This window comes from Streptomyces sp. NPDC048291 (assembly GCF_043201715.1).
Classification (GTDB): Bacteria; Actinomycetota; Actinomycetes; order Streptomycetales; family Streptomycetaceae; genus Streptomyces.
The window spans coordinates 408,823-429,990 of the sequence record NZ_JBICZC010000005.1 but is presented as its reverse complement, the minus strand read 5'-3'; the positions used below and the strand labels follow the sequence as shown (position 1 = coordinate 429,990).

Annotated in this window: 22 protein-coding genes; 10 read left to right on the top strand and 12 right to left on the bottom strand. The window is 72.0% G+C overall.

Going from position 1 to position 21,168, the window contains the following annotated elements; all coding sequences use genetic code 11:
- Window positions 1-36: 36 nt before the first annotated feature.
- The 3 genes from ACGF5O_RS15855 to ACGF5O_RS15845 are packed head-to-tail and all read right to left on the bottom strand — an operon-like array spanning window position 37 to window position 2,476.
- Entirely contained in the window at window positions 37-702 is a 666-nt protein-coding gene (locus ACGF5O_RS15855) for an ABC transporter permease (RefSeq protein ID WP_393810451.1), read from the bottom strand.
- Complete coding sequence (locus tag ACGF5O_RS15850; RefSeq protein WP_365700039.1) at window positions 699-1,349, bottom strand: ABC transporter permease subunit; 651 nt, start codon at window positions 1,347-1,349, stop codon at window positions 699-701. Before ACGF5O_RS15850 ends, ACGF5O_RS15855 begins: the two co-directional genes overlap by 4 nt.
- Complete coding sequence (locus ACGF5O_RS15845) at window positions 1,346-2,476, bottom strand: ABC transporter ATP-binding protein (protein WP_393810450.1); 1,131 nt, start codon at window positions 2,474-2,476, stop codon at window positions 1,346-1,348. Before ACGF5O_RS15845 ends, ACGF5O_RS15850 begins: the two co-directional genes overlap by 4 nt.
- Before the next feature lie 243 nt (window positions 2,477-2,719).
- On the opposite strand from ACGF5O_RS15845, the gene ACGF5O_RS15840 reads away from it, so the two are divergent.
- The 4 genes from ACGF5O_RS15840 to ACGF5O_RS15825 all read left to right on the top strand — a co-directional run bounded on the left by ACGF5O_RS15840 (window position 2,720) and on the right by ACGF5O_RS15825 (window position 7,008).
- The gene (locus ACGF5O_RS15840; RefSeq protein ID WP_393810449.1) at window positions 2,720-3,565 is read left to right on the top strand and encodes a dolichyl-phosphate beta-glucosyltransferase; all 846 of its coding nucleotides are present in this window, start codon (window positions 2,720-2,722) and stop codon (window positions 3,563-3,565) included.
- On the top strand, window positions 3,562-5,703 hold the full coding sequence (locus ACGF5O_RS15835) for an ArnT family glycosyltransferase (RefSeq protein ID WP_393810448.1): 2,142 nt from the start codon (window positions 3,562-3,564) through the stop codon (window positions 5,701-5,703). Before ACGF5O_RS15840 ends, ACGF5O_RS15835 begins: the two co-directional genes overlap by 4 nt.
- 127 nt (window positions 5,704-5,830) lie before the next feature.
- Window positions 5,831-6,580: a tetratricopeptide repeat protein gene (locus ACGF5O_RS15830; protein ID WP_393810447.1), complete on the top strand. Its 750-nt coding sequence runs from the start codon at window positions 5,831-5,833 to the stop codon at window positions 6,578-6,580.
- A complete protein-coding gene (locus tag ACGF5O_RS15825) occupies window positions 6,580-7,008 on the top strand; it encodes a hypothetical protein (RefSeq protein WP_393810446.1) in 429 nt (142 codons plus the stop codon). Before ACGF5O_RS15830 ends, ACGF5O_RS15825 begins: the two co-directional genes overlap by 1 nt.
- A 24-nt stretch (window positions 7,009-7,032) precedes the next feature.
- Here ACGF5O_RS15825 and ACGF5O_RS15820 read toward each other — a convergent pair whose 3' ends face one another.
- From ACGF5O_RS15820 to ACGF5O_RS15810, 3 genes are read right to left on the bottom strand one after another with little or no spacing between them, the layout of a single operon-like run.
- Window positions 7,033-7,773, bottom strand: coding sequence for an FAD:protein FMN transferase (locus ACGF5O_RS15820; RefSeq protein ID WP_393810445.1), 741 nt, complete (start codon window positions 7,771-7,773; stop codon window positions 7,033-7,035).
- A 2-nt stretch (window positions 7,774-7,775) separates the two neighbouring features.
- Window positions 7,776-8,465, bottom strand: a complete 690-nt coding sequence (locus ACGF5O_RS15815; RefSeq protein ID WP_393810444.1) for an FMN-binding protein — start codon at window positions 8,463-8,465, stop codon at window positions 7,776-7,778.
- A gap of 10 nt (window positions 8,466-8,475) precedes the next feature.
- Complete coding sequence (locus tag ACGF5O_RS15810; protein ID WP_393810443.1) at window positions 8,476-9,813, bottom strand: ferric reductase-like transmembrane domain-containing protein; 1,338 nt, start codon at window positions 9,811-9,813, stop codon at window positions 8,476-8,478.
- A 151-nt stretch (window positions 9,814-9,964) separates the two neighbouring features.
- Between ACGF5O_RS15810 and ACGF5O_RS15805 the strand changes: the two genes are divergently transcribed.
- Together ACGF5O_RS15805 and ACGF5O_RS15800 are read left to right on the top strand one after the other, a co-directional pair.
- Window positions 9,965-10,660: a response regulator transcription factor gene (locus tag ACGF5O_RS15805; protein WP_393810442.1), complete on the top strand. Its 696-nt coding sequence runs from the start codon at window positions 9,965-9,967 to the stop codon at window positions 10,658-10,660.
- Window positions 10,657-12,093 (top strand): sensor histidine kinase, encoded by a 1,437-nt coding sequence (locus ACGF5O_RS15800; RefSeq protein WP_393810441.1) that lies wholly within the window; start codon window positions 10,657-10,659, stop codon window positions 12,091-12,093. Before ACGF5O_RS15805 ends, ACGF5O_RS15800 begins: the two co-directional genes overlap by 4 nt.
- A gap of 117 nt (window positions 12,094-12,210) precedes the next feature.
- Here ACGF5O_RS15800 and ACGF5O_RS15795 read toward each other — a convergent pair whose 3' ends face one another.
- A complete protein-coding gene (locus ACGF5O_RS15795) occupies window positions 12,211-13,482 on the bottom strand; it encodes a PP2C family protein-serine/threonine phosphatase (RefSeq protein ID WP_393810440.1) in 1,272 nt (423 codons plus the stop codon).
- Between the two features lie 58 nt (window positions 13,483-13,540).
- A complete protein-coding gene (locus ACGF5O_RS15790) occupies window positions 13,541-13,912 on the bottom strand; it encodes an ArsR/SmtB family transcription factor (RefSeq protein WP_393810439.1) in 372 nt (123 codons plus the stop codon).
- Between the two features lie 107 nt (window positions 13,913-14,019).
- Between ACGF5O_RS15790 and ACGF5O_RS15785 the strand changes: the two genes are divergently transcribed.
- Window positions 14,020-15,288, top strand: coding sequence for an MFS transporter (locus ACGF5O_RS15785; RefSeq protein ID WP_393810438.1), 1,269 nt, complete (start codon window positions 14,020-14,022; stop codon window positions 15,286-15,288).
- A gap of 15 nt (window positions 15,289-15,303) precedes the next feature.
- On the opposite strand, the gene msrB is transcribed toward ACGF5O_RS15785, so the two are convergent.
- The 4 genes from msrB to ACGF5O_RS15765 form a co-directional block, all read right to left on the bottom strand.
- Entirely contained in the window at window positions 15,304-15,711 is a 408-nt protein-coding gene (gene msrB, locus ACGF5O_RS15780; protein ID WP_393810437.1) for a peptide-methionine (R)-S-oxide reductase MsrB, read from the bottom strand.
- 13 nt (window positions 15,712-15,724) lie between these two features.
- Window positions 15,725-17,113 carry a UDP-N-acetylmuramate--L-alanine ligase gene (gene murC / locus ACGF5O_RS15775; RefSeq protein WP_393810436.1) on the bottom strand — a complete coding sequence of 463 codons (1,389 nt, stop codon included), beginning with the start codon at window positions 17,111-17,113 and terminating at the stop codon, window positions 15,725-15,727.
- A 173-nt stretch (window positions 17,114-17,286) separates the two neighbouring features.
- Entirely contained in the window at window positions 17,287-17,742 is a 456-nt protein-coding gene (locus ACGF5O_RS15770; protein ID WP_393810628.1) for an indole-3-glycerol phosphate synthase, read from the bottom strand.
- 170 nt (window positions 17,743-17,912) lie between these two features.
- Window positions 17,913-18,719 (bottom strand): pyrimidine reductase family protein, encoded by an 807-nt coding sequence (locus ACGF5O_RS15765; protein ID WP_393810435.1) that lies wholly within the window; start codon window positions 18,717-18,719, stop codon window positions 17,913-17,915.
- A gap of 37 nt (window positions 18,720-18,756) precedes the next feature.
- On the opposite strand from ACGF5O_RS15765, the gene zapE reads away from it, so the two are divergent.
- The 3 genes from zapE to ACGF5O_RS15750 all read left to right on the top strand — a co-directional run bounded on the left by zapE (window position 18,757) and on the right by ACGF5O_RS15750 (window position 21,164).
- Window positions 18,757-19,866 (top strand): cell division protein ZapE, encoded by a 1,110-nt coding sequence (gene zapE, locus ACGF5O_RS15760; RefSeq protein ID WP_393810434.1) that lies wholly within the window; start codon window positions 18,757-18,759, stop codon window positions 19,864-19,866.
- Window positions 19,867-20,070: 204 nt separating this feature from the next.
- A complete protein-coding gene (locus tag ACGF5O_RS15755; RefSeq protein ID WP_393810433.1) occupies window positions 20,071-20,469 on the top strand; it encodes a hypothetical protein in 399 nt (132 codons plus the stop codon).
- A gap of 116 nt (window positions 20,470-20,585) precedes the next feature.
- Window positions 20,586-21,164, top strand: a complete 579-nt coding sequence (locus ACGF5O_RS15750) for a carbonic anhydrase (protein WP_393810432.1) — start codon at window positions 20,586-20,588, stop codon at window positions 21,162-21,164.
- The last annotated feature ends 4 nt before the right edge of the window (window positions 21,165-21,168 follow it).

Sequence of the window (21,168 nt, the reverse complement as noted above, 5' to 3'; positions counted from 1 at the left end):
ACCGCCCCGCAGCCCTGAAAGCTGGAAGAAGGGGCGCTATCCCCGGCGTACTCCGGGAGAGACCGTCAGTCTCTGTATCGCCCAGAAGATGCCCAGCGTGGCCAGGGCCATCGCCGCCACCAGGGTCGCGCCGCCGACGACCTTCTCGTAGTTCTTCTGGTAGAGGCCGTCGATGATGTAGCGGCCGAGGCCGCCCAGGCTGACGTACGCCGCGATCGTCGCCGTCGAGACGATCTGGATGGCCGCCGAGCGCAGGCCGCTGAGGATCAGCGGGAGGGCGACCGGGAGTTCCACCTGGAAGAGGACGCGTGCCTCCGGCATGCCCATGCCCCGTGCCGCGTCCACCGGGGACGGGTCGACCGAGCGCATCGCCTCGTACGTCGTGACCAGGATCGGCGGTACGGCGAGGATCACCAGCGGGATCATCACCGGCAGCATGCCGAAGCCGAGCCAGATGAACATCAGGACCAGCAGGCCGAAGCTGGGCAGCGCCCGGCCGGCCGTGGCGATCAGGGCGAGGGTGTTGCCGCCGCGCCCGTAGTGGCCGGTGACCAGGCCGATGGGGAGGCCGATGACCGCCGCGTAGGCGAGGGCCTCCAGGGAGTACTGGATGTGCTCCCAGAGGCGGGTGGGGATGCCGTCGTAGCCGTGCCAGTGGGAACTGTCGCTGAAGAAGGCGTGGATGAAGTTGAGGACGTTCACCGGGTGCTCTCCTTCGGCATCCAGGGCGTCAGCACACGGCGCACGAGGACGAGGGCGGCGTCGGCCAGGATGGCCAGCACGGCGGTGGTCACGACCGAGTTCACCGCCAGTTCGGGGCGGTGGTAGATGTTCGCGTCGTTGAGCAGGTTGCCGAGCGCGCCCTGGTTGCCGATCAGCATGCCGACGCTGACCAGGGAGATGCTGGAGACGGTGGCCACCCGCAGGCCCGCGATGATCGCGGGGACGGCGATCGGCAACTGCACCTGGAAGTAACGGCGTACGGGGCCGAGGCCCATCGCGGTCGCGGCGGCCAGGGTCTCGGCCGGGACCGAGCGGACGCCGTCCACGATGGCCGGGACCAGGACCACCAGGCTGTACACCGCGAGCGGGATCATCACCGTCGTCTCGGTCTGGCCCGTGTAGTCGATGAGGACCACGAAGAAGGCCAGCGAGGGGATGGCGTACAGGATCGTGGTGACGCCCAGCACCGGCGGGTACAGCCAGCGGAAGCGCACGCAGAGCTGGGCGACGGGCAGGGACACCAGCAGACCGGCCAGGACCGGGATGAGGGCCTCGCGCAGGTGGAGGCCGATCAGCCCGAAGTAGGTGTTCTGGAGGTCGCTGGGGATGTCGAAGAAGCCGCTCATCCCCCGACCTTCGCGTCGTCGCGGCCCTCGGCGTGCGCGGTGCGGATCGCGGCGCCGATGACCTGCTGGGAGACGACGCCGACCGCGCGTCCCTCGCCGTCCACGGCCACGGCCCAGCCGGTCGGCGAGAGCACGGAACCGTCGAGGGCGGCGCGCAGCGAGTCCCGGCCGGGGACGAAGGGCCGCCCGTACGAAACCAGTTGCTCCGGCCGGATCGACCCGGCGGTGAGAGCCCGCGGCTCGCTCCAGCCGAGCGGCCTGCCGTCCAGGTCCGTCACGAGGAGATAGGGCGCGTCGGCCGTGCCGCGGGCGCCGAGCCGGGTGGCGTCGGCGTCGATCGCGACGATCGGCGCGGTCTGCAGCTCCAGGGCCGCGGACGGGAAGAAGGAGAGCCGCCGGATGCCCCGGTCGGCGCCGAGGAAGTCCTCGACGAACGCGTCCGCGGGGTCGGTGAGCAGTTCGGCGGGCGGGGCGTACTGGGCGAGGTGGCCGCCGGTACGCATCACGGCGACCATCGTGCCGAGCTTGATCGCCTCGTCGATGTCATGGGTGACGAAGACGATCGTCTTGCCCAACTCGTCTTGGATGCGCAGGAGTTCGTCCTGAAGCCCCTTGCGGACCACGGGGTCGACGGCGGAGAACGGCTCGTCCATCAGCAGCACCGGCGGGTCGGCGGCGAGCGCCCGGGCCACGCCGACGCGCTGCTGCTGGCCGCCGGAGAGCTGGTACGGGTACCGCTTGGCGAGGGCCGAGTCGAGGCCCACCCGCTCCATCAGCTCGGCCGCCCGGGCCCGTGCCTTCTGCTTGGTCCAGCCGAGCAGCCGGGGCACGGTGGCGATGTTGTCGATGATGGTGCGGTGCTGGAAGAGACCGGCGTTCTGGATGACGTAACCCATCGACCGGCGCAGGGTGTTGACCGGCTGTGCGTGGATGTCGGCGCCGTCCAGGAGGATGCGGCCCTCGCTGGGCTCCACCATCCGGTTGATCATCCGCAGGGTCGTCGTCTTGCCGCAGCCCGAGGGGCCGACGAAGACGGTGATCGAGCGGTCCGGTATCTCCAGGGAGAGCCGGTCGACGGCGACCGTACCGTCCGGGTACCGCTTGGTGACTGAATCTATCCGTATCAAAACGCCGAATACCCTTCGGGTTTGCCAGAAAGTGCCCAGTTATCGACCACGGTCGCCGTGGCGCAGGCTGTTGCGGACTGAGTTTAAACCGGAAGTGTTTCAGCACTTTGGCGAGTGACTGATCCTCTTCAGTTTGTGACCTGACCGTCGCCCGCTGTGCGACACCTGTGAGTTCCCTGATTCTCATTCCCCGCTCAGTGAAGCCTCAGGACCGCCCCAGACAGCGCCCCGATCGTCATGGTCATGAACGAAACGAACGCGGGAGGCGTCCGGCGCCGGTCGGTCGAGATCGTGGTGCCGGTCTACAACGAGGCACACGTCCTCGCCGGCAGCATCGGCCGTCTCCACGCATACCTCGAAGACTCCTTCCCGTTCCCGTTCCGCATCACGATCGCGGACAACGCGAGCACGGACGCCACCTGGACGGTGGCGACCGACCTGACCCTGCGCCTGCCGCACGTCCACGCACGCCGGCTGGAGGAGAAGGGCCGGGGCCGCGCCCTGAACCACGTGTGGAGCCGGTCCACGGCCGACGTCGTCGCCTACATGGACGTCGACCTCTCCACCGGACTCGACGGCTTCCTGCCCCTGGTCGCCCCGCTCCTGTCCGGGCACAGCGACCTCGCCATCGGCAGCCGGCTGCACCGGCAGTCGGCGGTGGTGCGCGGCCCGAAGCGGGAGTTCGTCTCGCGCTCCTACAACCTGCTCCTCAAGGCGGGCCTCGGTGCCCGCTTCTCGGACGCGCAGTGCGGCTTCAAGGCCGTCCGCACCGACGTGTTCCGCGCCCTCGCCCCGCACATCGAGGACACCGCCTGGTTCTTCGACACCGAACTCCTCGTGCTCGCCCAGCGCAACGGCCTCCGGGTCCACGAGGTCCCGGTCGACTGGGTCGACGACCCCGACAGCCGGGTCGACATCGTCCGCACCGCCGTCGACGACCTCAAGGGCATGGCCCGCATGCTCCGGGCCACCGTCACCGGCCGCACCCGCGTCCACGCCGTACCCCGCCGCACCACCGTCCCCCAGAACGTCACGGCCCTGCCCGCCGGGGCAGCCACCGCCGTCGAGCCCATGGAGTACGCGTCATGACGACCCTCGCCCCGCCGCCCAACCCGGTCCAGGACGGCCGGCACCGGGCCGCCGCCCCGCCGGTCTCCCGTGCCCGAAGGCTGTTCCTCGGCGCCCCCGAGGACCCGCGCTGGGCCCGCCCGGCCCTGTGGGCGATCCTGCTCCTGGCCACCGCCCTGTACGCCTGGAACCTCTCCTCGATCACCGGCAACACCTTCTACGACGCGGCGGTCTACTCCGGCACCAAGAGCTGGAAGGCGTTCTTCTTCGGCGCCCTGGACTCCGGCAGCTTCATCACCGTCGACAAACCCCCCTTCGCCCTCTGGGTGATGGGCCTGTCCGCCCGCGCCTTCGGATACGGCACCTGGCAGTTGATGCTGCCGATGGTGGCCGTCGGGGTCGGCTCGGTCGGCCTGCTGTACCGCCTGGTCAAGCGGGACTTCGGAGTCGTGGCGGGCACGATCGCCGCCCTCGTCCTGACCCTCACGCCGATCACGGTCGCCATCAACCGCGACACCAACCCGGACCCGGTCCTGGTCTTCCTGATGCTGCTCGGCGCGGCCGCCCTGCTGAAGGCCGTGCGCACGGGCCGGTTGATGCCGCTGGTCTGGTCCGCCGTCGCCATCGGGTTCGCGTTCAACACCAAGATGATGCAGGCGTACGTCGTGCTGCCCGCCTTCTTCCTGGTCTATCTGTGGGCCACGAACCTGTCGCTGGGCAGGCGCGTCCGCAACCTCGTCGTCGCCACGGCCGCGTTGGCCGTGAGCAGCGCCTGGTGGATGGTGGTCGTCGACCTGATCCCGGCCTCCTCGCGGCCCTACATCGGCGGCTCCACCGACAACACGGTCTGGGACCTGGTCATCGGCTACAACGGCTTCGGCCGGATCCTCGGCGCGAGCTCCTCGGTGGGCTCGGCCGGCAACGGCGCGAGCTTCGGCGGCAGTTCGGGTCTGTACCGGATGTTCAACGACATCATGGGGGGCCAGATCTCCTGGCTGATCCCGTTCGCCGCCATCGCCCTCGTCGGCGGCCTGGTACTGCGCGGCCGGGCACCGCGCACCGACGCCAGGCGCGCGGCCCTGCTGCTCTGGGGCGGCTGGTTCGTCCTGCACTTCCTGACCTTCTCCCTCGCCGAGGGCACCTTCCACCCGTACTACGTCACCGCCATGGCGCCGGGGATCGCCGCCCTGGCCGGCGCGGGCGGGGTCATGCTCCACAAGGCCTTCCGGGAAGGCTCCGCCGCGAGGTGGGGCTGGGTGCTCCCGGCCGCCGTCGCGGCCAGTGCGGTGTGGGCGGTCGTGCTGCTCCAGCGGGTCTCCGGCTCCGGCACGGTGTACACGGTCGCCGAGGTGGTGGCCGGACTGGGCGGTGCGCTCGCGGTGACCGGGCTGCTGGTCGGGCGGTTCATGAAGCGGCAGAAGCTGATCGGCTTCGCGGCGCTGGCGGCGATCGTCGCCCTGCTGGCCGGACCGGCCGCCTACTCCGTCTCGGCGGCCACGGCCGCGAGCACCAACGGCACCAACCCGACGGCCGGGCCCAGCACCGGTGGCGGCATGGGCGGTATGGGCGGCGGCGGTCAGCGCCCGAGCGGGAGCGCCCCGAGCGGGACCAGGAGCGGCACCGCGCCGAGCGGCACCGGAAGCTCCGGCGGGCAGTCCATGGGACAGCCGCCGACCGGGACGAGCAGCACCGGCACCGGCACCGACTCCAGCTCCAGCTCCAGCTCCAGCTCCAGCTCCAGCAGCGAGTCGCAGTCCGGCCGTACCGCCGGAGGCATGGGCGGCGGCCAGGTCAGCTCCGCGATGATCACGTACCTGAAGAAGCACCAGGACGGCGCCACCTGGCTGGTGGCGGTGGCCACCGACCAGACCGCATCCTCGATCATCCTGGAGTCCGGTCAGCCCGTCATCTCCATGGGCGGCTGGTCCGGCAGCGACAACGCGATGACCCTCGCCAAGCTCAAGAGCCTGGTGAAGTCCGGCAAGCTGCACTACATCGTGGTCAGCAGCGACGGCGGGCAGGGCACCAACACCGAGATCTCGACCTGGGTGAAGAAGCACGGCACGGCGGTCAAGTCATCGGCATACAGCAGTAGTTCGACGTCATCGACCTCGACCAGCAGCGGCCTGTACCGCCTGGACCCGTCCGACGTCAGCTGACCGCGATCCCCTCAACGGGCGGGCCACCGGGAGACACCCCGGCGACCCGCCCGTTCGTGCTGCCCAACCACCCGTGCTTCTTCTACAGTTGGGATGTCTTTGGAGCCGGTCGAGGGGGACGGTGCGCATGGCGTGGCGGACCATCCTCGACGGCGTGCTCGACGTCCTTGCACCCGGGCACGCCCCGGTCGGGACGGAGCAGGAGGAGCCGGATTTCCACGAACGGCTCAGCAGGCACTGGGCCGATTCGTACGCCAGGCTGGGTCCGCCTCCGACACAGACGCCGGAGCCCGTCGAGGGGTCTGCGGACGCAGTGGCGCCGGAGGTGCTCACCGATCAGGGTCTGCGGTTCTTCCGCAAGGGCGACCTGCCGTCCGCGATGTCCGCATGGCGGCGCGCGGCCGACGGGGGAAGCGCGCGGGCCGAGCACCATCTGGGAGTGGCGGACGCACGGAGCGGCCGCTACCACCAGGCCGAGCCCCGTCTGCGTCGGGCCTTCGAAGGCGGGGTGGCCCTGGCGGGCAAGGACCTCGGACTCGTGCTGCTCCGTGAAGGCCGGACCGAGGAGGCCGAGTTGGTCTGGACCGTCGCCTCCGAGCGGGGAGTGGCGGACGCGGACGCGCTGCTGGGCCTGCTCTGGAGCGACCGCGGCGATCTCGACGAGGCCCGCCGGTGGTGGCGCAGGGGCGCCCTTCGGGCCAGCCCGGACGCGGCCTACAACTTGGCGCTGGTGCTGGCGGAAGAGGGCGACTTCTCGGCCGCGGACGACTGGCTGCGCCGGGCCGCCCGGGCGGGACACCCCTCGGCCACGGACGCGCTCGCCTGGGTCGGACGGCTCCGTTTCCTGCGGTCCCATGTACTCGGCTGGGAGCAGTGATGGCACGGCAGGACCAGGGCCCCGGCCCACGCTGGGACGCGAGCGTCGCGCGGGAGTGGGAGTCGGTCAAACCCGGGCTCGCGGCTGAGATCTGGGCGGAGTTCCGGGTCGATGAGCGGCACCGGCGCCATATGGCCTGGGCGGCGGTCGCCCAGCGCACCGTGGGGCAGGTGTTCGCGCTGTTGTCCGTCGTGGCAATGCTGTTCTTCGCGAAGTACAGCCTCGACGCGGGCGAACCGTTCGTCGCCGCGTTCGCGGTCGGCGCGCCGTCGGTCTCCCTCGCCGTGATCTTCGGCCTGTCCCGGATGCCGGGGCGCACGTTGGAGGGCGCGCTGAGCAGGCCCGTCCGCCGGGTCTCGGCGGTGACCGCCGGCAACCCGCAGCAGCCACCGGATCCGATCTCTCCCCCACCGGACGGCTCCGCCTGAGCACGCATCCCGCCGCCGCAGGGGTCAGGCGGCCGCCGAGGGCTCCCCGGCGACCGGCAGCCCCGCGGTCCGCAGCACGGCCCGGTCCGTGTCCACCACGAACACCTCGCAGCCCGGGCGGCTCGCCGCCCACGCGGCGCCGTCCGTGCCCATGGCGAAGGCGGCCGTGGCCGCGGAGTCGGCCTCCGTCAGCGTGGGGGCGACCACGGTGACGCTGAGCAGGCCGGTGGCCGGACGGCCCGTGCGGCCGTCGACGATGTGGTCGCCGCGCTCGTAGCGCCCGGAGGTCGCCACCGCCCCGTCCGTGATCTCAAGGACCAGGCAGAGCTGATCGGCGTGTTCGGGGTGGCGTACCCCCACCCGCCAGGGCCCGCCGGCCGCGACCACGTCTCCCCCGGCGTTCAGGCAGAACCGCTTCGCCCCGGCGGCGGACAGCAGTTCCGCCGCCCGCTGCACGGACCAGCCCTTGACCACCGCGCACGGGTCGAGGCCCCGCCCCGGCAGCCGTACGTCGAACGCTCCGCCGGTCGCCAGCCGGTACTCCTCGCACAGCGCGAGCACCTCGGCGAGGTCCGGGCTCACCTCGGACCCGGGGAGTTCGCCCCGGTCGAGCCGGGAGACCTCACTGTCCGCCCGGAAGGGGCTGAACCGCGTGTCGACCTCCCGCAGCCAGGCGAAGACGGCGTCCGCGGCGTCCGCGAAGTCGCCCTCGTCGTCCACCCTCAGCGAGACGGGGAAGCCCATGACGTGTTCGACCCGGTGCATGGTCAGCCCTTCGCGTCGATCGCGGCCTGGAGGGACTCCTTGTAGCCGTCGCTGGTGATCGTCGCGCCGGAGACGCTGTCGATGTCCGCGCTCTGCGCCTTCAACGTCTCCGAGATCAGCACCGGCACGGCAGCCGTCGTCTGCGGATGGTTCGGCTGCTGCAACATCTTCACCGCGGAGATCTTCTCCCCGGCGAAGGTCACCTGGACCTGCACCGGACCCTTCTCGGTGTCGACCGTCGAACCGGCGACCACCTTCGAGGCGGACGAGGCGGAGGCGGACGGCGAAGCGGAGGAGGACTCGGTGTTGTCGTCGATCGCCGCCTGGAGCGACTTCTTGTACGCGTCGCTGGTGATCGTCGCGCCGGAGACCGTGTCGATGTCCGCGCTCTGCGCCTTCAACGTCTCCGAGATCAGCACCGGCACGGCAGCCGTCGTCTGCGGATGGTTCGGCTGCTGGAGCATCTTCACGGCGGTGATCTTGTCGCCGTCGAAGGTGACCTGGACCTGGACCGGCCCCTTGTCGGTGTCGATGGTGGTGCCCTTGACGACCGTGCCCGAGGAGGAGCCGGCCGAGGAGCTCGGCGCGGGTGCGGCGGTGGAGGTGGTCGTACCGCCGATGGACGGTTCGTAGCGCCAGACGGGGATCAGGCCAGCGATGCTCAGGGCGACGACAGGTATGGCTCGCTTCACGGTGTCTCTCTCATCCCGCCAGGCTGAAACGCTCGAAGTGGATCTGCGGCCTGGGCACGCCCAGGTCTCCCAGGGTGCGCAGCACCGCGTTCATCATCGGGGGCGGCCCGCAGAGGAAGACGTCCCGGTCGGCGATGTCCGGCACCAGGCGGACCAGCTCGCGCGGGGCCAGCTTGTCCGGGACCGGCGGGCCGGTGACCAGGTGCAGTTCGGCGCCCTTGGCGACGGCGAGGTCGCGGAGTTCGTCGTAGAGGACGGCGTCCCGGTCGCTGCCGACACGGTAGATGACGATCGCGTGGCCTTCGATGTCTTCGAGGAGTGCGCGGACGGGGGTGACGCCGACGCCGCCCGCGATGAGCAGGGACTCGGGCTTCTGCCGGTGCAGGGCGGTGAAGGCGCCGTAGGGACCCTCGGCGAAGACGCGGGTGCCGACCTTGAGGTGGCGCAGGCCCGCGCTGCCGGGGCCCGCCGCCTTGGCGGTCAGCCGCAGGGTGCGGCCGTCGGGGGCGGCGGAGAGGGAGAAGGGGTTCGCCTGCCACCAGCGGTCCTTGGTCAGGAACCGCCACAGGAAGAACTGGCCGGCCTGCGCGCCCAGCCGGTCCAGGTCGCGGCCGGTGACGTACACGGACACGACGTTGTCCGACTCGGGGACGACGGCGGAGACCCGGAACCGGTGGCGGTGGTTGCGCCACAGCGGCAGCACCAGGCGGCCCAGGGCCACCGAGCCGAGGGCCACGCCCCACACGGCGTACCAGTACGCCGTGGCGGCGGACGACGCCGTGAAGGTCGTACCGACCGCGACCTGGTGGCTGAAGGCGAGCACCACGGCCACGTACGTGTACAGGTGGATGAAGTGCCAGGTCTCGTAGGCGAGCCGGCGGCGGGCGTAGCGGGCCGAGACGGCGCCGACCACGAGGATGATGCCGAGCGCGACCACGGCCCGGAGCACGCCTTCCGTGGTCTCCGCGAGGTCGACGATCTCGCCGACCGGGCCGACGCCCGCGCCGTCGGCGTAGCCGAAGCCGATGAAGACGGCGTGCGCGAGCAGCGTCCAGAGCAGGGCGAAGCCGGTCCAGCGGTGCCAGGAGGTCAGCCGGTCCATGCCGATCCGGCGGTCGAGCCAGGGCAGCCGGGCCACCAGCACCAGCTGGAAGGCCATCACGAGGGCGCCGTAGAGGCCGAAGAAGCGGCCGATGACGATCAGGGCGTTGGAGGCGAAGCCCGCCTGGGCGAAGAAGTAGGCGACCACGGCCGCGTTCACGGCGAGCACGGCGTACAGGCCCGTGCGGGCCACCACCCTGGGGCGTATCGCCGTGGGGGGCGCAGGGGGTGATTGGACGGTCGTCACGGGTCGGCAGCTCCTTGATCGGGTCCTGGGAGTCGAGCTTCACCCGTGGCCGCTGTCGTTTTCCTGTCGGTCGACTTTCAACTGCTTATCGATGTCTTTTCTGTGTGAGACGGGGTCTGGCGCATCCGGCCCGGTGGCGCAGTATGAGCGGGTGGAAAAAGTACGACTCCTCGTCGTGGACGACGACCCGCCGATCGCCGACCTGGTCGCGACGGTCGCGCGGTACGAGGGCTGGGACGCCGTGACCGCGTATTCGGGTGAGGACGCGCTGGCGCGGGCGGCCGAGTTCCGGCCGGACATCGTCGTGCTCGACCTGATGCTGCCGGACCTGGACGGCTTCGGCGTGCTGGACCGGCTGCGGCGCTCGGGGACCATGGTGCCGGTGGTGTTCCTGACGGCCCGCGACGGGGTCGCCGACCGGGTCGCGGGGCTGACCCGGGGCGGGGACGACTACCTGGTCAAGCCGTTCGCGGTGGAGGAGCTGATGGCCCGGCTGCGGACGGTGCTGCGGCGCAGCGCGGGCCCCGGCTTCCAGCGCTCGGTGCTCCGGATCGCCGACCTGACGATGGACGAGGACACCCGCGAGGTCCGCCGCGGCGACCGGCTGATCTCCCTCACCCCGACCGAGTTCGAGGTGCTGCGCTACCTGATGCGCAAGTCGCCGACCGTGCTCACCAAGGCGCAGATCCTCGACCACGTGTGGGAGTACGGCTTCGGCGGCCGTTCGAACGTGGTGGAGCTGGTGGTCAGCCGGCTGCGCCGCAAGATGGACGAGGCCGGCGGGGAGCCGCTGATCCACACCGTGCGCGGCTTCGGGTACGTCATCCGGCAGCAGGCGGCGGAGTGACGGGCCGGCTGCTGCGCTCGTACCGGAGCATGCGCCTGGGCACCCGCCTCGCGCTGGGGCTGGGGGCGCTGGCTCTGGTGGTGTTCGCGGTCGTCGGCACGGCCCTGACCACCTACATGCGGGACTATCTCTCGGCCCAGCTCGACGACCAGCTCGGGCTCGCCCAGACCGCCCAGTCCAAGAGCATCGCGCAGAACGGCACCCTCCAGGGCAAGAAGTACTACCACTGGTACTACGCCGTGTACGACGTCTCGAACGGCACCCCGGTGCTGCGCAAGCCCGAGGAGAGCAGCGACCTGCCCGCGGACATCGCCCCGCTCACCTCGGTGGCGAAGGCGCAGATCACCGCGGGCACCGAGGTGCTGCGCACCAAGGACCTGACCGGCCAGGGCGAGTACCGGCTGCGCGGCTGCGAGGTGGAGCCGGGGGTGGTGCTGGTCAGCGGCGCGCCGACGGGCACCATCGACGACACGGTACGGCAGCTGGTCACGGTCCAGGTGGTGGCCTTCGGGCTGGCCCTGCTGGCGCTGGTGGTGTTCGGCCGCCGGCTGCTGCGCAACGGCCTCGAACCGCTGAGCGACATGGCGCACACCGCGCACGGCATCGCCTCGCACAACCTGACGGAGTCGGCGGCCCGGCTGCCGCTGCGCGCGGCCAAGCAGGGCGGCGGCCCCGAGGTGGAGGAGCTGCGCACCGCGTTCAACACCATGCTGGAGCACATCGACCGCTCCCTCGCCGTCCGTGCCGAGGCCGAGCAGCGGCTGCGCCGCTTCGTCGCGGACGCCTCGCACGAGCTGCGCACCCCGCTGATGTCGGTACGCGGCTACGCCGACCTCTTCCAGTACGCCGCCGCCAACGAGCCCGAGGAACGCGACCGGCACCTGGCCCGGCTGCGCGCGGAGGCCGCCCGGATGGGCATCCTCCTCGACGACCTGCTGCTCCTCGCCCGGCTCGACGCGGCCGAGGTGGAGGCACCGCTGCGGCTGGAGCGGGCCGACCTCACGGAACTGGTACGGGAGGCCGCCGACGCCTTCCGCGCCGCCCACGCCGACCATCCCCTGACGGTGACCGCGGGCCCGGACCCGGTGCCGGTCCGCCTCGATCCGGTCCGGATCCGCCAGGTGCTGGACAACCTCCTCACCAACGCGGCCGTCCACACACCCACCGGCACCCCGGTCTCGGTCGCGGTCGCCGTCACCGCCGACTCGGCGTCGGTGAGCGTCGCCGACCACGGCCCCGGCATCCCGGCCGGTGACCGTGCCCGGGTCTTCGACCGCTTCTACCGCGTCGACAAGGCCCGCAGCCGGGACCGCGGCGGCAGCGGGCTCGGCCTGTCGGTGGCCCGGGCGCTGGTGGAGGCACACGGCGGAACCATCGCACTGGGCGACGGCCCCGCCGGCACCACGGTGTTCACCTTGTCGCTGCCAAGCTGAGCTTTGGCAGGGCCCCCGAAGGGGCGCTGGGGGTACCCCCGGCCGAAGGCTGGGGGAGGAACTGCGCGACCAGCCACGACGGCGCCGCACCCGACGACGGCCCTCCCCGCGGGGCGCTCAGCCTTCCGCCTCCTCCACGGAGCTGAACCCGCCCTGCCGGGGGTGCGGACGCGCCGCCAGTACCGCGACGTCGTCCTCGGCGTGCCGGGCGTCGAGACGGGTGAGGATGGACTCCAGCAGGCCCTCGACGTCGGCGCACGGGGTGAAGTGCAGTTCGGCGAGGCGGTGCAGGGAGCGGTCGATGTCCTCGCCCCGGTGCTCCACCAGGCCGTCCGTGAAGAGGACCAGGGCCTCGTCGGGTTCGATCCGGTGGGTGGCCGACTCGTAGCCGCCGAAGCCGGTGCCCAGCGGCGGGCCGACGGGGACCTGCAGGAGCGCGGTTCTGCCGTCCGCGGTGATCAGCGCGGGCGGCAGGTGCCCGGCGCTGGCCAGCGTGACCTGACCACGGCTGGGGTCGACGCGTACCAGCAGGCAGGTGGCGGGTCTTCGGTCCGCCTCGCTGGCGGCGATGTCGTCCAGCTGGCGCAGCACCCGGTGCGGCGGCAGCTCGGAGGAGGCGATGTAGCGCAGGGAGGACCGGTAGGCGTTCATGTCGACGGCGGCCTCCAGGCCGTGGCCCATCACGTCGCCGACGACGAGCAGCGTGCGCCCGAAGTGCAGCCGTACGGTCTCGCACCAGTCGCCGCCGACCAGCACCCGCCCGCCGGCCGGGAGGTAGCGGATCGACACGTCCAGGTTCGGGTGCGGCCGGCCCGGCTCGGAGAGCAGGGCGCGTTGCAGGTCGGCGGCGGTGCGGTTGACCTGGTCGTACTCGCGGGCGTGCCGGATGTGGGAGGCGGCGCGTTCGGCTAGAAGGGCGAGCAGTTCGGCCTCGGCGCGGGTGAACGCCGTCCCCTCGCGGGCGCAGACCAGGACGCCGTACTGGTCGGAGCCGCTGGTCAGAGGCGCGCACAGGGCCGGGCGGGGGTAGCTGTCGACCGGGCGGGTCAGCCACGGGTCCGCCCAGCCGTCGGCGGCCGGGGTACCCGCGTCCCGGGCGACCGCGGTGGCCCAGCGGGCGTCGGGCAGCAGGTCGGCGTCGCCCGCGATCGCCTCGTAGCCGGAGACGGTCTCGCCGACCCGAAGCATCACGGCCGAGCAGCCGCCGGCCACCTGTACCGCCGCCCGGGTCAGTTCCGTACAGGTGGTGGACTCGTCCAGGCTGGTGCCGATGCCGGCCGCGGCCGAGCGCAACGCCCTGAACGGCGCGGCGAGCCCGTCCGGTCCGCCCGGGCCTTCGGCGGACGCGGGTCCCCTGCGGCCCTGGAACCATCGTGCGACACCCGACACCCTCACAGAATCTCAAACTGTCCCGATCCGGGCACCAGCCGCCGGTGGGCGCGCGGTGTCAGTCCCCGTCCGGCGTCCATGCCGCGACCAGGTCCAGCAGGCCGGGGAAGCGCGCGTCGAGGTCGTCGACACGGACCTGGCTGCGGCGCTCCAGCCCGTACTGGCGCTGCCGGGTGACACCGGCCTCGCGCAGGGCCTTGAAGTGGTGGGTCAGCGAGGACTTGGGGCGGTCGAGGCCGAACCAACCGCAGGTGTGGTCGAACCGCTCGGACTCCAGCAGGAGTTTCCGCACGATGCGCAGGCGCAGCGGATCGCTCAGCGCCCCCAGCACCGTCTCCAGGCGCAGGTCCGCCACCGCGGGCTCGGGCAGCGGCTCCGGCAGACCCGCCGGTTCCGGCAGCACCTTGAACTCCGGCACCCGTACCGACATGAGCGACTCCTCGCGACCGATCCCCTTGTACGACTCCGATCGTACCGCCTGCACATCGCATGCTATGTTCGAGAAAACTCGTACTGGATTCGGGGAAGGAACCTGCCATGCCGGAGAGTCGAACCGAGCCTCGGGAAGCGGCGGCGGCCGGACCGCCGACACCCGCGCCCTTACGCTGGGTGTGGCTGGCCGCCTGGCCGGTGACGGCGGTCTTCGTCCTGTCCAACGCGGCGACACCGCTGTACGTCCTGTGGCAGCGCGAGATCGGGTTCTCCAAGGGCACCCTGACCGTGATCTTCGCCTGCTACATCGCCGGCCTGCTCGGGTCGCTGCTCGTCTCCGGCGTCGTCTCCGACCGGCTCGGCCGCAAGACGGTCCTGCTGCCCGCCCTGGCGCTGGCGCTGGCCGCCTGCGTGATCTTCGCGGCGGCGTCGAGCGTGGCCGCGCTGATGGCGGCCCGGCTGTTGACCGGCATCGCCGTCGGCGCGGTGGTCTCCGCGGGCATGGCCGCCGTGACGGACGTGGCCGGGCAACACCGCAAGCGGCTCGCGGCCCTGCTCGCGTCCTGCGCCATGGTCTTCGGGGCCGGTCTCGGCCCGCTCCTCGCGGGCGTCCTGTCCGAGACCCTGCCCGGCCCCACCGTCACCGTCTTCGTGGTGGAGGCGGCACTGCTCGCCACCGCCGTCCTCGCCGTGCTGCGCATGCCGGTGCGCCGCCCCGCCACCCCCGCCCGGGGCCCCTGGCTCCGCGTGCCCGGCGTCCCGGCCGGGGGCGGCCGGCACCTCGCCCTCGGCATCGCGGTGTTCGCGCCAGGCATCACCGCGACCTCGTTCGTGCTCTCGCTCGGCCCTTCGCTGCTGTCCGGTCTGCTCGGCACCACCAGCCGGATCGTCTCCGGGTCCATGGCGTTCGCGATGTTCCTGACCGCCACCGGGGTGCAGTTCGCGGTGCGGAGGCTGCCCCGGCACACCGTCCTGGCCGCCGGCGCCGCCGGTACCACGCTCGGCATGGCCGCGCTGGCCGCCGCCGTGCGCATCCCGTCGGTCCCCCCGCTGATCGCCGCCGCGCTGCTGGCCGGGGCCGGGCAGGGCCTGGGGCAGCTCGGCGGGCTCTCGCTGCTCAACCACAGCGTCCCGGCAGAGCGGCTCGCCGAGGCCAACGCGGCGCTCAACGTGGGCGGTTACGTCCCGGCGGGCCTGCTGCCGGTGTCGGCCGGCTATCTCGGCGACGCCGTCGGACTGACCACCGGCACCACCGTCTTCGCGGCGGTCCTGGCGGCCCTGGCCGTCGCGGGCGGCCTGGTGGTGGTCCTCACCACCCGCCGCCGGGCCCCGGCGGCCGGCAACCCCGCACCGGCATCCGGGCCCGTCCGCTGACGGGCCCGGCCGGACTCAGCTCTCGTCCGCGGTCAGCCGCAGCGAGATCGAGTTGATGCAGTACCGCTGGTCGGTCGGGGTCGCATACCCCTCACCCTCGAACACGTGCCCGAGGTGCGAGCCGCAGCGCGCGCAGCGCACCTCGGTACGCACCATCCCGTGCGTGCGGTCCTCGATCAGCTCGACCGCGTCCGTGTCCTTCGGGTCGTAGAAGCTCGGCCAGCCGCAGTGGGACTCGAACTTCGTGCCGGAGGTGAACAGCTCGGCACCACAGGCGCGACAGGAGTACACGCCCTTGGTCTTGGTGTCGGTGTACTCACCCCTGAAGGCCGGCTCGGTCGCCGCCTGACGCAGCACGGCGTACTCGGCCTGCGACAGCTCCGCCCGCCACTGCTCGTCCGGCTTCTCGACGTCGTACGACATGACTCTCAGCCCCTCACTTCGCCAGGCGTTCCAGGATCCTCGGGCCCAGGTCGGTCACATCGCCCGCGCCCATGGTGAGAACCAGATCACCGGGCTTCGTCATTCCCGCGACCACGCCGGGGACCTCGTCCTTGTCGTGCACGGCGGTCACGTCGGCGCCCGCGGCCCGCGCCGCCTCGATGATCAGCTCGCTGGTGACCCCGGGGATCGGGTCCTCACGGGCCGGGTAGATGTCGAGGACGACCGAGGCGTCCGCGAGGGCCAGCGCGTCGCCCATCTCCTTGCCCAGCTCCTGGGTGCGGGAGAAGAGGTGCGGCTGGAAGACGACCAGGATCCGCGCGTCGCCGGCGGCGCCGCGCATGGCCTCCAGGTCGGCGGTCATCTCGGTCGGGTGGTGGGCGTAGGAGTCGATCACCTGGACGCCTGCCGCCTCGCCCTTGAGCTGGAGGCGCCGCTTGACGCCGGTGTAGGCGGCCAGGGCCGGGGCGAGTTCGGCGGCCGGGATCCCGAGGGCCACGCCCGCGGCCAGCGCGGCGACCGCGTTGTGCGCGTAGTGCCGGCCGGGCACGGAGACCGTGAAGGTCAGCTCGGTCCCGTCCAGCGCGACGGTGACCTCGCTCTTCAGGCCCTGCGGTACGACGGAGAGCACCCGGACGTCGGCGTCCGCGGCCTCGCCGTACGTCACCGTGTTCACCCTGCAGGCCACCCGCCGGGTCAGCTCGCGCGCCCCCTCGTGGTCGGCGTTGACCACCAGCGTGCCGCCGGGCACGATCCGGCCGGCGAAGGTCTCGAAGGACTCGTAGATCTCGTCCATCGAGGCGTAGTTGGCGTGGTGGTCGAGCTCCACGTTGAGGACGATGGCGACCTCGGGCGCGTACTTGTGGAAGCTGCGGTCCGATTCGTCCGCCTCGGCGACGAAGATCTCGCCCGCGCCGTGCAGGGCGTTGGAGCCGGGGGCGTCGAGATCGCCGCCGATGGCGTACGAGGGCTCGCGGCCCAGCGCGGTCAGGGACACCGCGAGCATCGACGTGGTGGTGGTCTTGCCGTGCGTGCCGGCCACCGCGATCGGCCGCAGGCCGTCCATGAGGGCGGCGAGGGCGTCGGAGCGGTGCACCACCGGGATGCCCAGCTCGGCCGCACGGGCCAGCTCGGGGTTGTCCTTCCGGATCGCCGAGGACACGACGACACAGCTGGCGTCGTCGGCGAGGTGCCCGGCCGCGTGCCCGATGTGCACGGTCACGCCCAGCGCCCGCAGCGCCTCGGCGGTCTCCGACTCCCTGGCGTCGCTCCCGGCCACCGCGGCCCCGCGCTGGGCGAGGATCTTGGCGATCCCCGACATCCCGGCGCCGCCGATCCCGATGAAGTGCGGACGCTCCATGGCGGAAGGAAGCCCGGGTGCCATGTATTTCTCCCAGAGACGGTGACGTGCGAAAGCGTGCCTAGCCTATGTGCTCGGGCACCGGGCGCCTCGCAAGGGGCGCGAGCATCGGCGCCCCGTCAGGGGCGCGGGGAACTGCGCGACAAGCCACGACGCACCCGCAGCCGCGGAACGCACCGCACCGCCCCCCACCACACCTACGCCTTGCTGTGCGAGAACAGCTTCAGCACCGGCACCCCCACCTTGTGCCGCGCCCGCGACGCCCAGTCCCGGTGGAAGAACTCCTCCACATAGTGGGGATCGGTCAGCACGATCACCTCGTCCGCGCCCACCTCTTCCACCAGCTTCCGCAGCGCGTCCAGCGGGTGGTCCTCGACCATCCGCCCCTCCGCCGTGCTGCCCGCCGCCCGCAGCGCCGTCAGGGACACGTCCAGCGCCTGCCCCGCAGGCCCCTTCGCCGCGTCGCCCTCCGGCGTCTCCCGCTCGCGCGCGGCCTCGTCGAGTTCGCCGAGCGCGATGTCGTCGATGGCCCGCAGCAGGCGGTCCGCCTGGTCGCCGCGCGGCTGCAGCAGCACGTGGAAGGCGACCTGCTCGTCCCCGTGCAAGGTGGTGACGAACTCCACGTCGGCGGACGTCAGGGCCTTCTCGATCATCAGAACGCTTGTGAACACCTGGCGCCTCTTCTCCCTAGAGGGCCGCTCGACCCTCTTTCCTCCGTGGGGCCGGCACCCCTGCGGAAACCATCCTGCCCCGTGATCGCACGGGTACTGCCGGATTCAGTTTGCCCGCCGAAAGCTAAGCGGAACGGAATATTCCGCTGATTTCAGGACCGGCGATAGCGACCGAACAGGAATCCGGCCTCCTCCAGCAGGGACACTAGTTCGAAGCGCTGGGGTACCGCGACACCGGGCCCCCCGGCGATCCGCTGCGCGTCCCCCGCCGTGAGCATCGGGGAGACCGTCAGGCACAGCTCGTCGAGGACTCCGGCGGCGACGAACTGCCCGAGCAGCCGGGGTCCGCCCTCGGTGAGCAGGCGGGTGTGGCCGAGGCCGGCCAGGGCGCGGACCGCGCGGTCCGGGTCGACACCGGCGCCGTCGCCCGCGGTCACCACCCGGACCCCGGCCCGTTCGGCGGCGGCGACCCGGCCGGGGGCGGCCGTCGCGCCGGTCAGCACCAGCGTGGGCACCAGCGGCGAGGTGAACAGCGGCAGCGAGAAGTCGAGATCCAGGCTGGCGCTGACGACGGCGACCGCGGCGACCCTCGCCTGCCCCGCCGCGGCCCGGGCGTCCGCGAACTCCGCCCGCTCGCGTACCGGCCGGTACTCCTCCTGCCGTACCGTTTCCGCACCCACGACGACGACATCGGCGAGCCCGCGCAGGGTGCCGAAGATCCGCATGTCGGCCGCGCCGGAGATGGGCTGCGACCGCCCGTCGTGCTGGCCGGCCCCGTCGAGCGTGGACACCATGTTGGCCCGCAGCCACGGCTCCCGTCCGGCGGACCCGGGGTAGGCGTAGGCGAGCGCCAGCTCGGCGAGGCTCCACTCCCCCGCCGCCCCCTCGCTCCCCCGTCCGGCCGTACCGCCGGAGGCCTGGGCTGTTGTTCGTTCGGTCACAGGGAACAGGCGTCGCATGTCGTGCAGTGTGGCACGGCAACTAGCATGGGTAACCGTGTCGTCTTCTCCTGCCGCATCCGAGGTCAGCCCCATAGCCGACGCGGGCCCGCTGTCGCTGTGCACCCGTTCCCCGCACGTCCCCGCGGACCGGCTGGTCGCCGAGATGGTGCCGCCGCCCCGCTTCGACTCGGTCCGCTTCGCCACCTACCTCCCCGACCCGAACCAGCCGAGCCAGACCGAGGCCGTACGGGTCCTGGAAGGGTTCGCCGGCGGTCTCGGCGGGGCGCACGCGGTGGCCGGCGGCGCGAAACGCGGCTTCCTCGGCTTCGGGAAGGCGAAGGCGGCCAAGGCGCCGGCCGGGCCGCGCGGGGTCTACCTCGACGGCGGGTACGGCGTCGGCAAGACCCACCTGCTCGCCTCCCTCTGGCACGCCACCCCCGCCGAGCCCGCGCTGAAGGCGTTCGGCACCTTCGTGGAGCTGACCAACCTGGTCGGCGCCCTCGGCTTCCAGCAGACCGTGCAGACCCTCTCCGGCCACCGCCTGCTGTGCATCGACGAGTTCGAGCTGGACGACCCCGGCGACACGGTCCTGGTGTCGAGCCTGCTCGCGCGGCTGGTCGACGCCGGGGTCGCGCTCGCCGCCACCTCCAACACCCTGCCGGGCAAGCTCGGCGAGGGGCGGTTCGCCGCCGTCGACTTCCTGCGCGAGATCCAGGGCCTGTCGGCCCACTTCCGCGCCCTGCGCATCGACGGCGAGGACTACCGCCACCGCGGCCTGCCCGAGGCGCCGGCGCCCTACTCCGACGAACAGGTGACGAAGGCGGCGTACGCCACCCCGGGCGCCTCGCTCGACGACTTCCCGCACCTCCTGGAGCACCTGGCCAAGGTGCACCCCAGCCGGTACGGCGCGCTCACCGACGACCTGAGCGCCGTCTGCCTGACGGATGTGCGGCCGGTGCCCGACCAGTCGACCGCCCTGCGGCTCGTGGTCCTCGCGGACCGGCTCTACGACCGCGAGGTCCCGGTCCTGGCCTCCGGGCAGCCCTTCGACAGGCTGTTCAGCGAGGAGATGCTGAACGGCGGCTACCGGAAGAAGTACTTCCGCGCAATATCCCGGCTCACCGCCCTGGCCAGGGACGCCAAGGGGCTCGTCACCCCCGAGTAGAACCGGCACACCGGCCACTATGTGATCAAGCTCCACAGGTCAAGAGCCCGATCAGGCCACGCCACCGGCACTTTTCACGCTCTCTTCGGCTCGCAACACCGAGTTAACCCTGCAAACAACTTTGCAGGGTTAACGTGTTTCTTGACCAACCATTGACCTGTGCTTGGTGCACACGAGAGGCGTGAACTGCCGCTAGGGGGGCTCATGTTCCGAGGTACGACGGCCCGGACCCTGCTCTCGCTCCTGGCCGCCGCCCTGCTCGCCGTCCAGTTCTTCGCGCCCGCGGAAACCTTCGCAGCCGCGCACACCCTCAGTCATGTCGAGGCCAAGGCCCAGGCCGGGCCGCAGTCCTCGGGGAAGGCCGTGCGCGCCGGGTCGCACATCCTCCGCGACCTCCACGGCCTCTGCGGCGAGCCGCCCGGCCCGCCGCGGAACGCCGACCGCCATCGCAGCGCCACCGCAGGCTGGGCGGACGACCGTCCGCCCACCGCGCGGCACACCGAGGCCATACGCACCTCGGTGCCTCCCAGCACCGGGCACCACCGCACGTCGAGAGCGTCGAGAGCCCACTCACCGGCCGCGCTGCAGGTCTTCCGCTGCTGACCGGACGGGCTCCGCACGGCTCCCCATGCCGCCGCGCCCTCCCCCCACACCATCCCCCACGACCGTCGTGCAAGCCCGACGCGCCGCTGTAGCGCGCCAGGAGGAGTCCACACACCATGCAGCCCCTCATCGACAACGCCCGTACGTTCGGACAGCGCCCTGAGGAGTTCGCCAGACTCGCCGAAGGCCAGTCCCCTCAGGTGCTCTTCATCACCTGCTCCGATTCCCGGGTCGTCCCGGCCCTGATCACCGGCGCCCGGCCGGGCGAGCTCTTCGAGCTGCGCACCGCGGGCAACATCGTCCCGCCCTACGCCTCGGTCCACCCCACCAGCGAGGCGGCCACCGTCGAGTACGCCGTGGAGGTGCTCGGCGTCCGCGACATCGTCGTCTGCGGGCACTCGCACTGCGGTGCCGTCGGCGCGCTGGTGCGCGGCGACGACCTGACCGCCGTACCCGCCGTACGGGACTGGCTGGCCAGCGCCGAGCCGCGCCCGAGCGGGGCGGCGGAGGACCCGGCCGTCGCCGAGGGCGTGCAGAACCACGTGCTCGCCCAGCTGCTGCGGCTGCGCTCGTACCCCTGCATCGACAAGAAGCTGAGCACGGGCGAACTGACCCTGCGCGGCTGGTACTACGAGGTCCACACCGGTGCCGTGCGCGAACACCGCTCCGCCACCGACACCTTCGAGGCCCTGTGAGCAC

What these genes read in the sequence shown, in the direction of transcription:
- ACGF5O_RS15755 (WP_393810433.1), top strand. Translation starts at nt 20,071, where the DNA reads ATGTTCCGAGGTACGACGGCCCGGACCCTGCTCTCGCTCCTGGCCGCC.
- murC (WP_393810436.1), bottom strand. Translation starts at nt 17,113, where the DNA reads ATGGCACCCGGGCTTCCTTCCGCCATGGAGCGTCCGCACTTCATCGGG.
- ACGF5O_RS15840 (WP_393810449.1), top strand. Translation starts at nt 2,720, where the DNA reads ATGAACGAAACGAACGCGGGAGGCGTCCGGCGCCGGTCGGTCGAGATC.
- ACGF5O_RS15765 (WP_393810435.1), bottom strand. Translation starts at nt 18,719, where the DNA reads ATGCGACGCCTGTTCCCTGTGACCGAACGAACAACAGCCCAGGCCTCC.
- msrB (WP_393810437.1), bottom strand. Translation starts at nt 15,711, where the DNA reads ATGTCGTACGACGTCGAGAAGCCGGACGAGCAGTGGCGGGCGGAGCTG.
- ACGF5O_RS15785 (WP_393810438.1), top strand. Translation starts at nt 14,020, where the DNA reads ATGCCGGAGAGTCGAACCGAGCCTCGGGAAGCGGCGGCGGCCGGACCG.
- ACGF5O_RS15850 (WP_365700039.1), bottom strand. Translation starts at nt 1,349, where the DNA reads ATGAGCGGCTTCTTCGACATCCCCAGCGACCTCCAGAACACCTACTTC.
- ACGF5O_RS15830 (WP_393810447.1), top strand. Translation starts at nt 5,831, where the DNA reads ATGGCGTGGCGGACCATCCTCGACGGCGTGCTCGACGTCCTTGCACCC.
- ACGF5O_RS15750 (WP_393810432.1), top strand. Translation starts at nt 20,586, where the DNA reads ATGCAGCCCCTCATCGACAACGCCCGTACGTTCGGACAGCGCCCTGAG.
- ACGF5O_RS15835 (WP_393810448.1), top strand. Translation starts at nt 3,562, where the DNA reads ATGACGACCCTCGCCCCGCCGCCCAACCCGGTCCAGGACGGCCGGCAC.
- ACGF5O_RS15790 (WP_393810439.1), bottom strand. Translation starts at nt 13,912, where the DNA reads ATGTCGGTACGGGTGCCGGAGTTCAAGGTGCTGCCGGAACCGGCGGGT.
- ACGF5O_RS15770 (WP_393810628.1), bottom strand. Translation starts at nt 17,742, where the DNA reads ATGATCGAGAAGGCCCTGACGTCCGCCGACGTGGAGTTCGTCACCACC.
- ACGF5O_RS15825 (WP_393810446.1), top strand. Translation starts at nt 6,580, where the DNA reads ATGGCACGGCAGGACCAGGGCCCCGGCCCACGCTGGGACGCGAGCGTC.
- ACGF5O_RS15820 (WP_393810445.1), bottom strand. Translation starts at nt 7,773, where the DNA reads ATGCACCGGGTCGAACACGTCATGGGCTTCCCCGTCTCGCTGAGGGTG.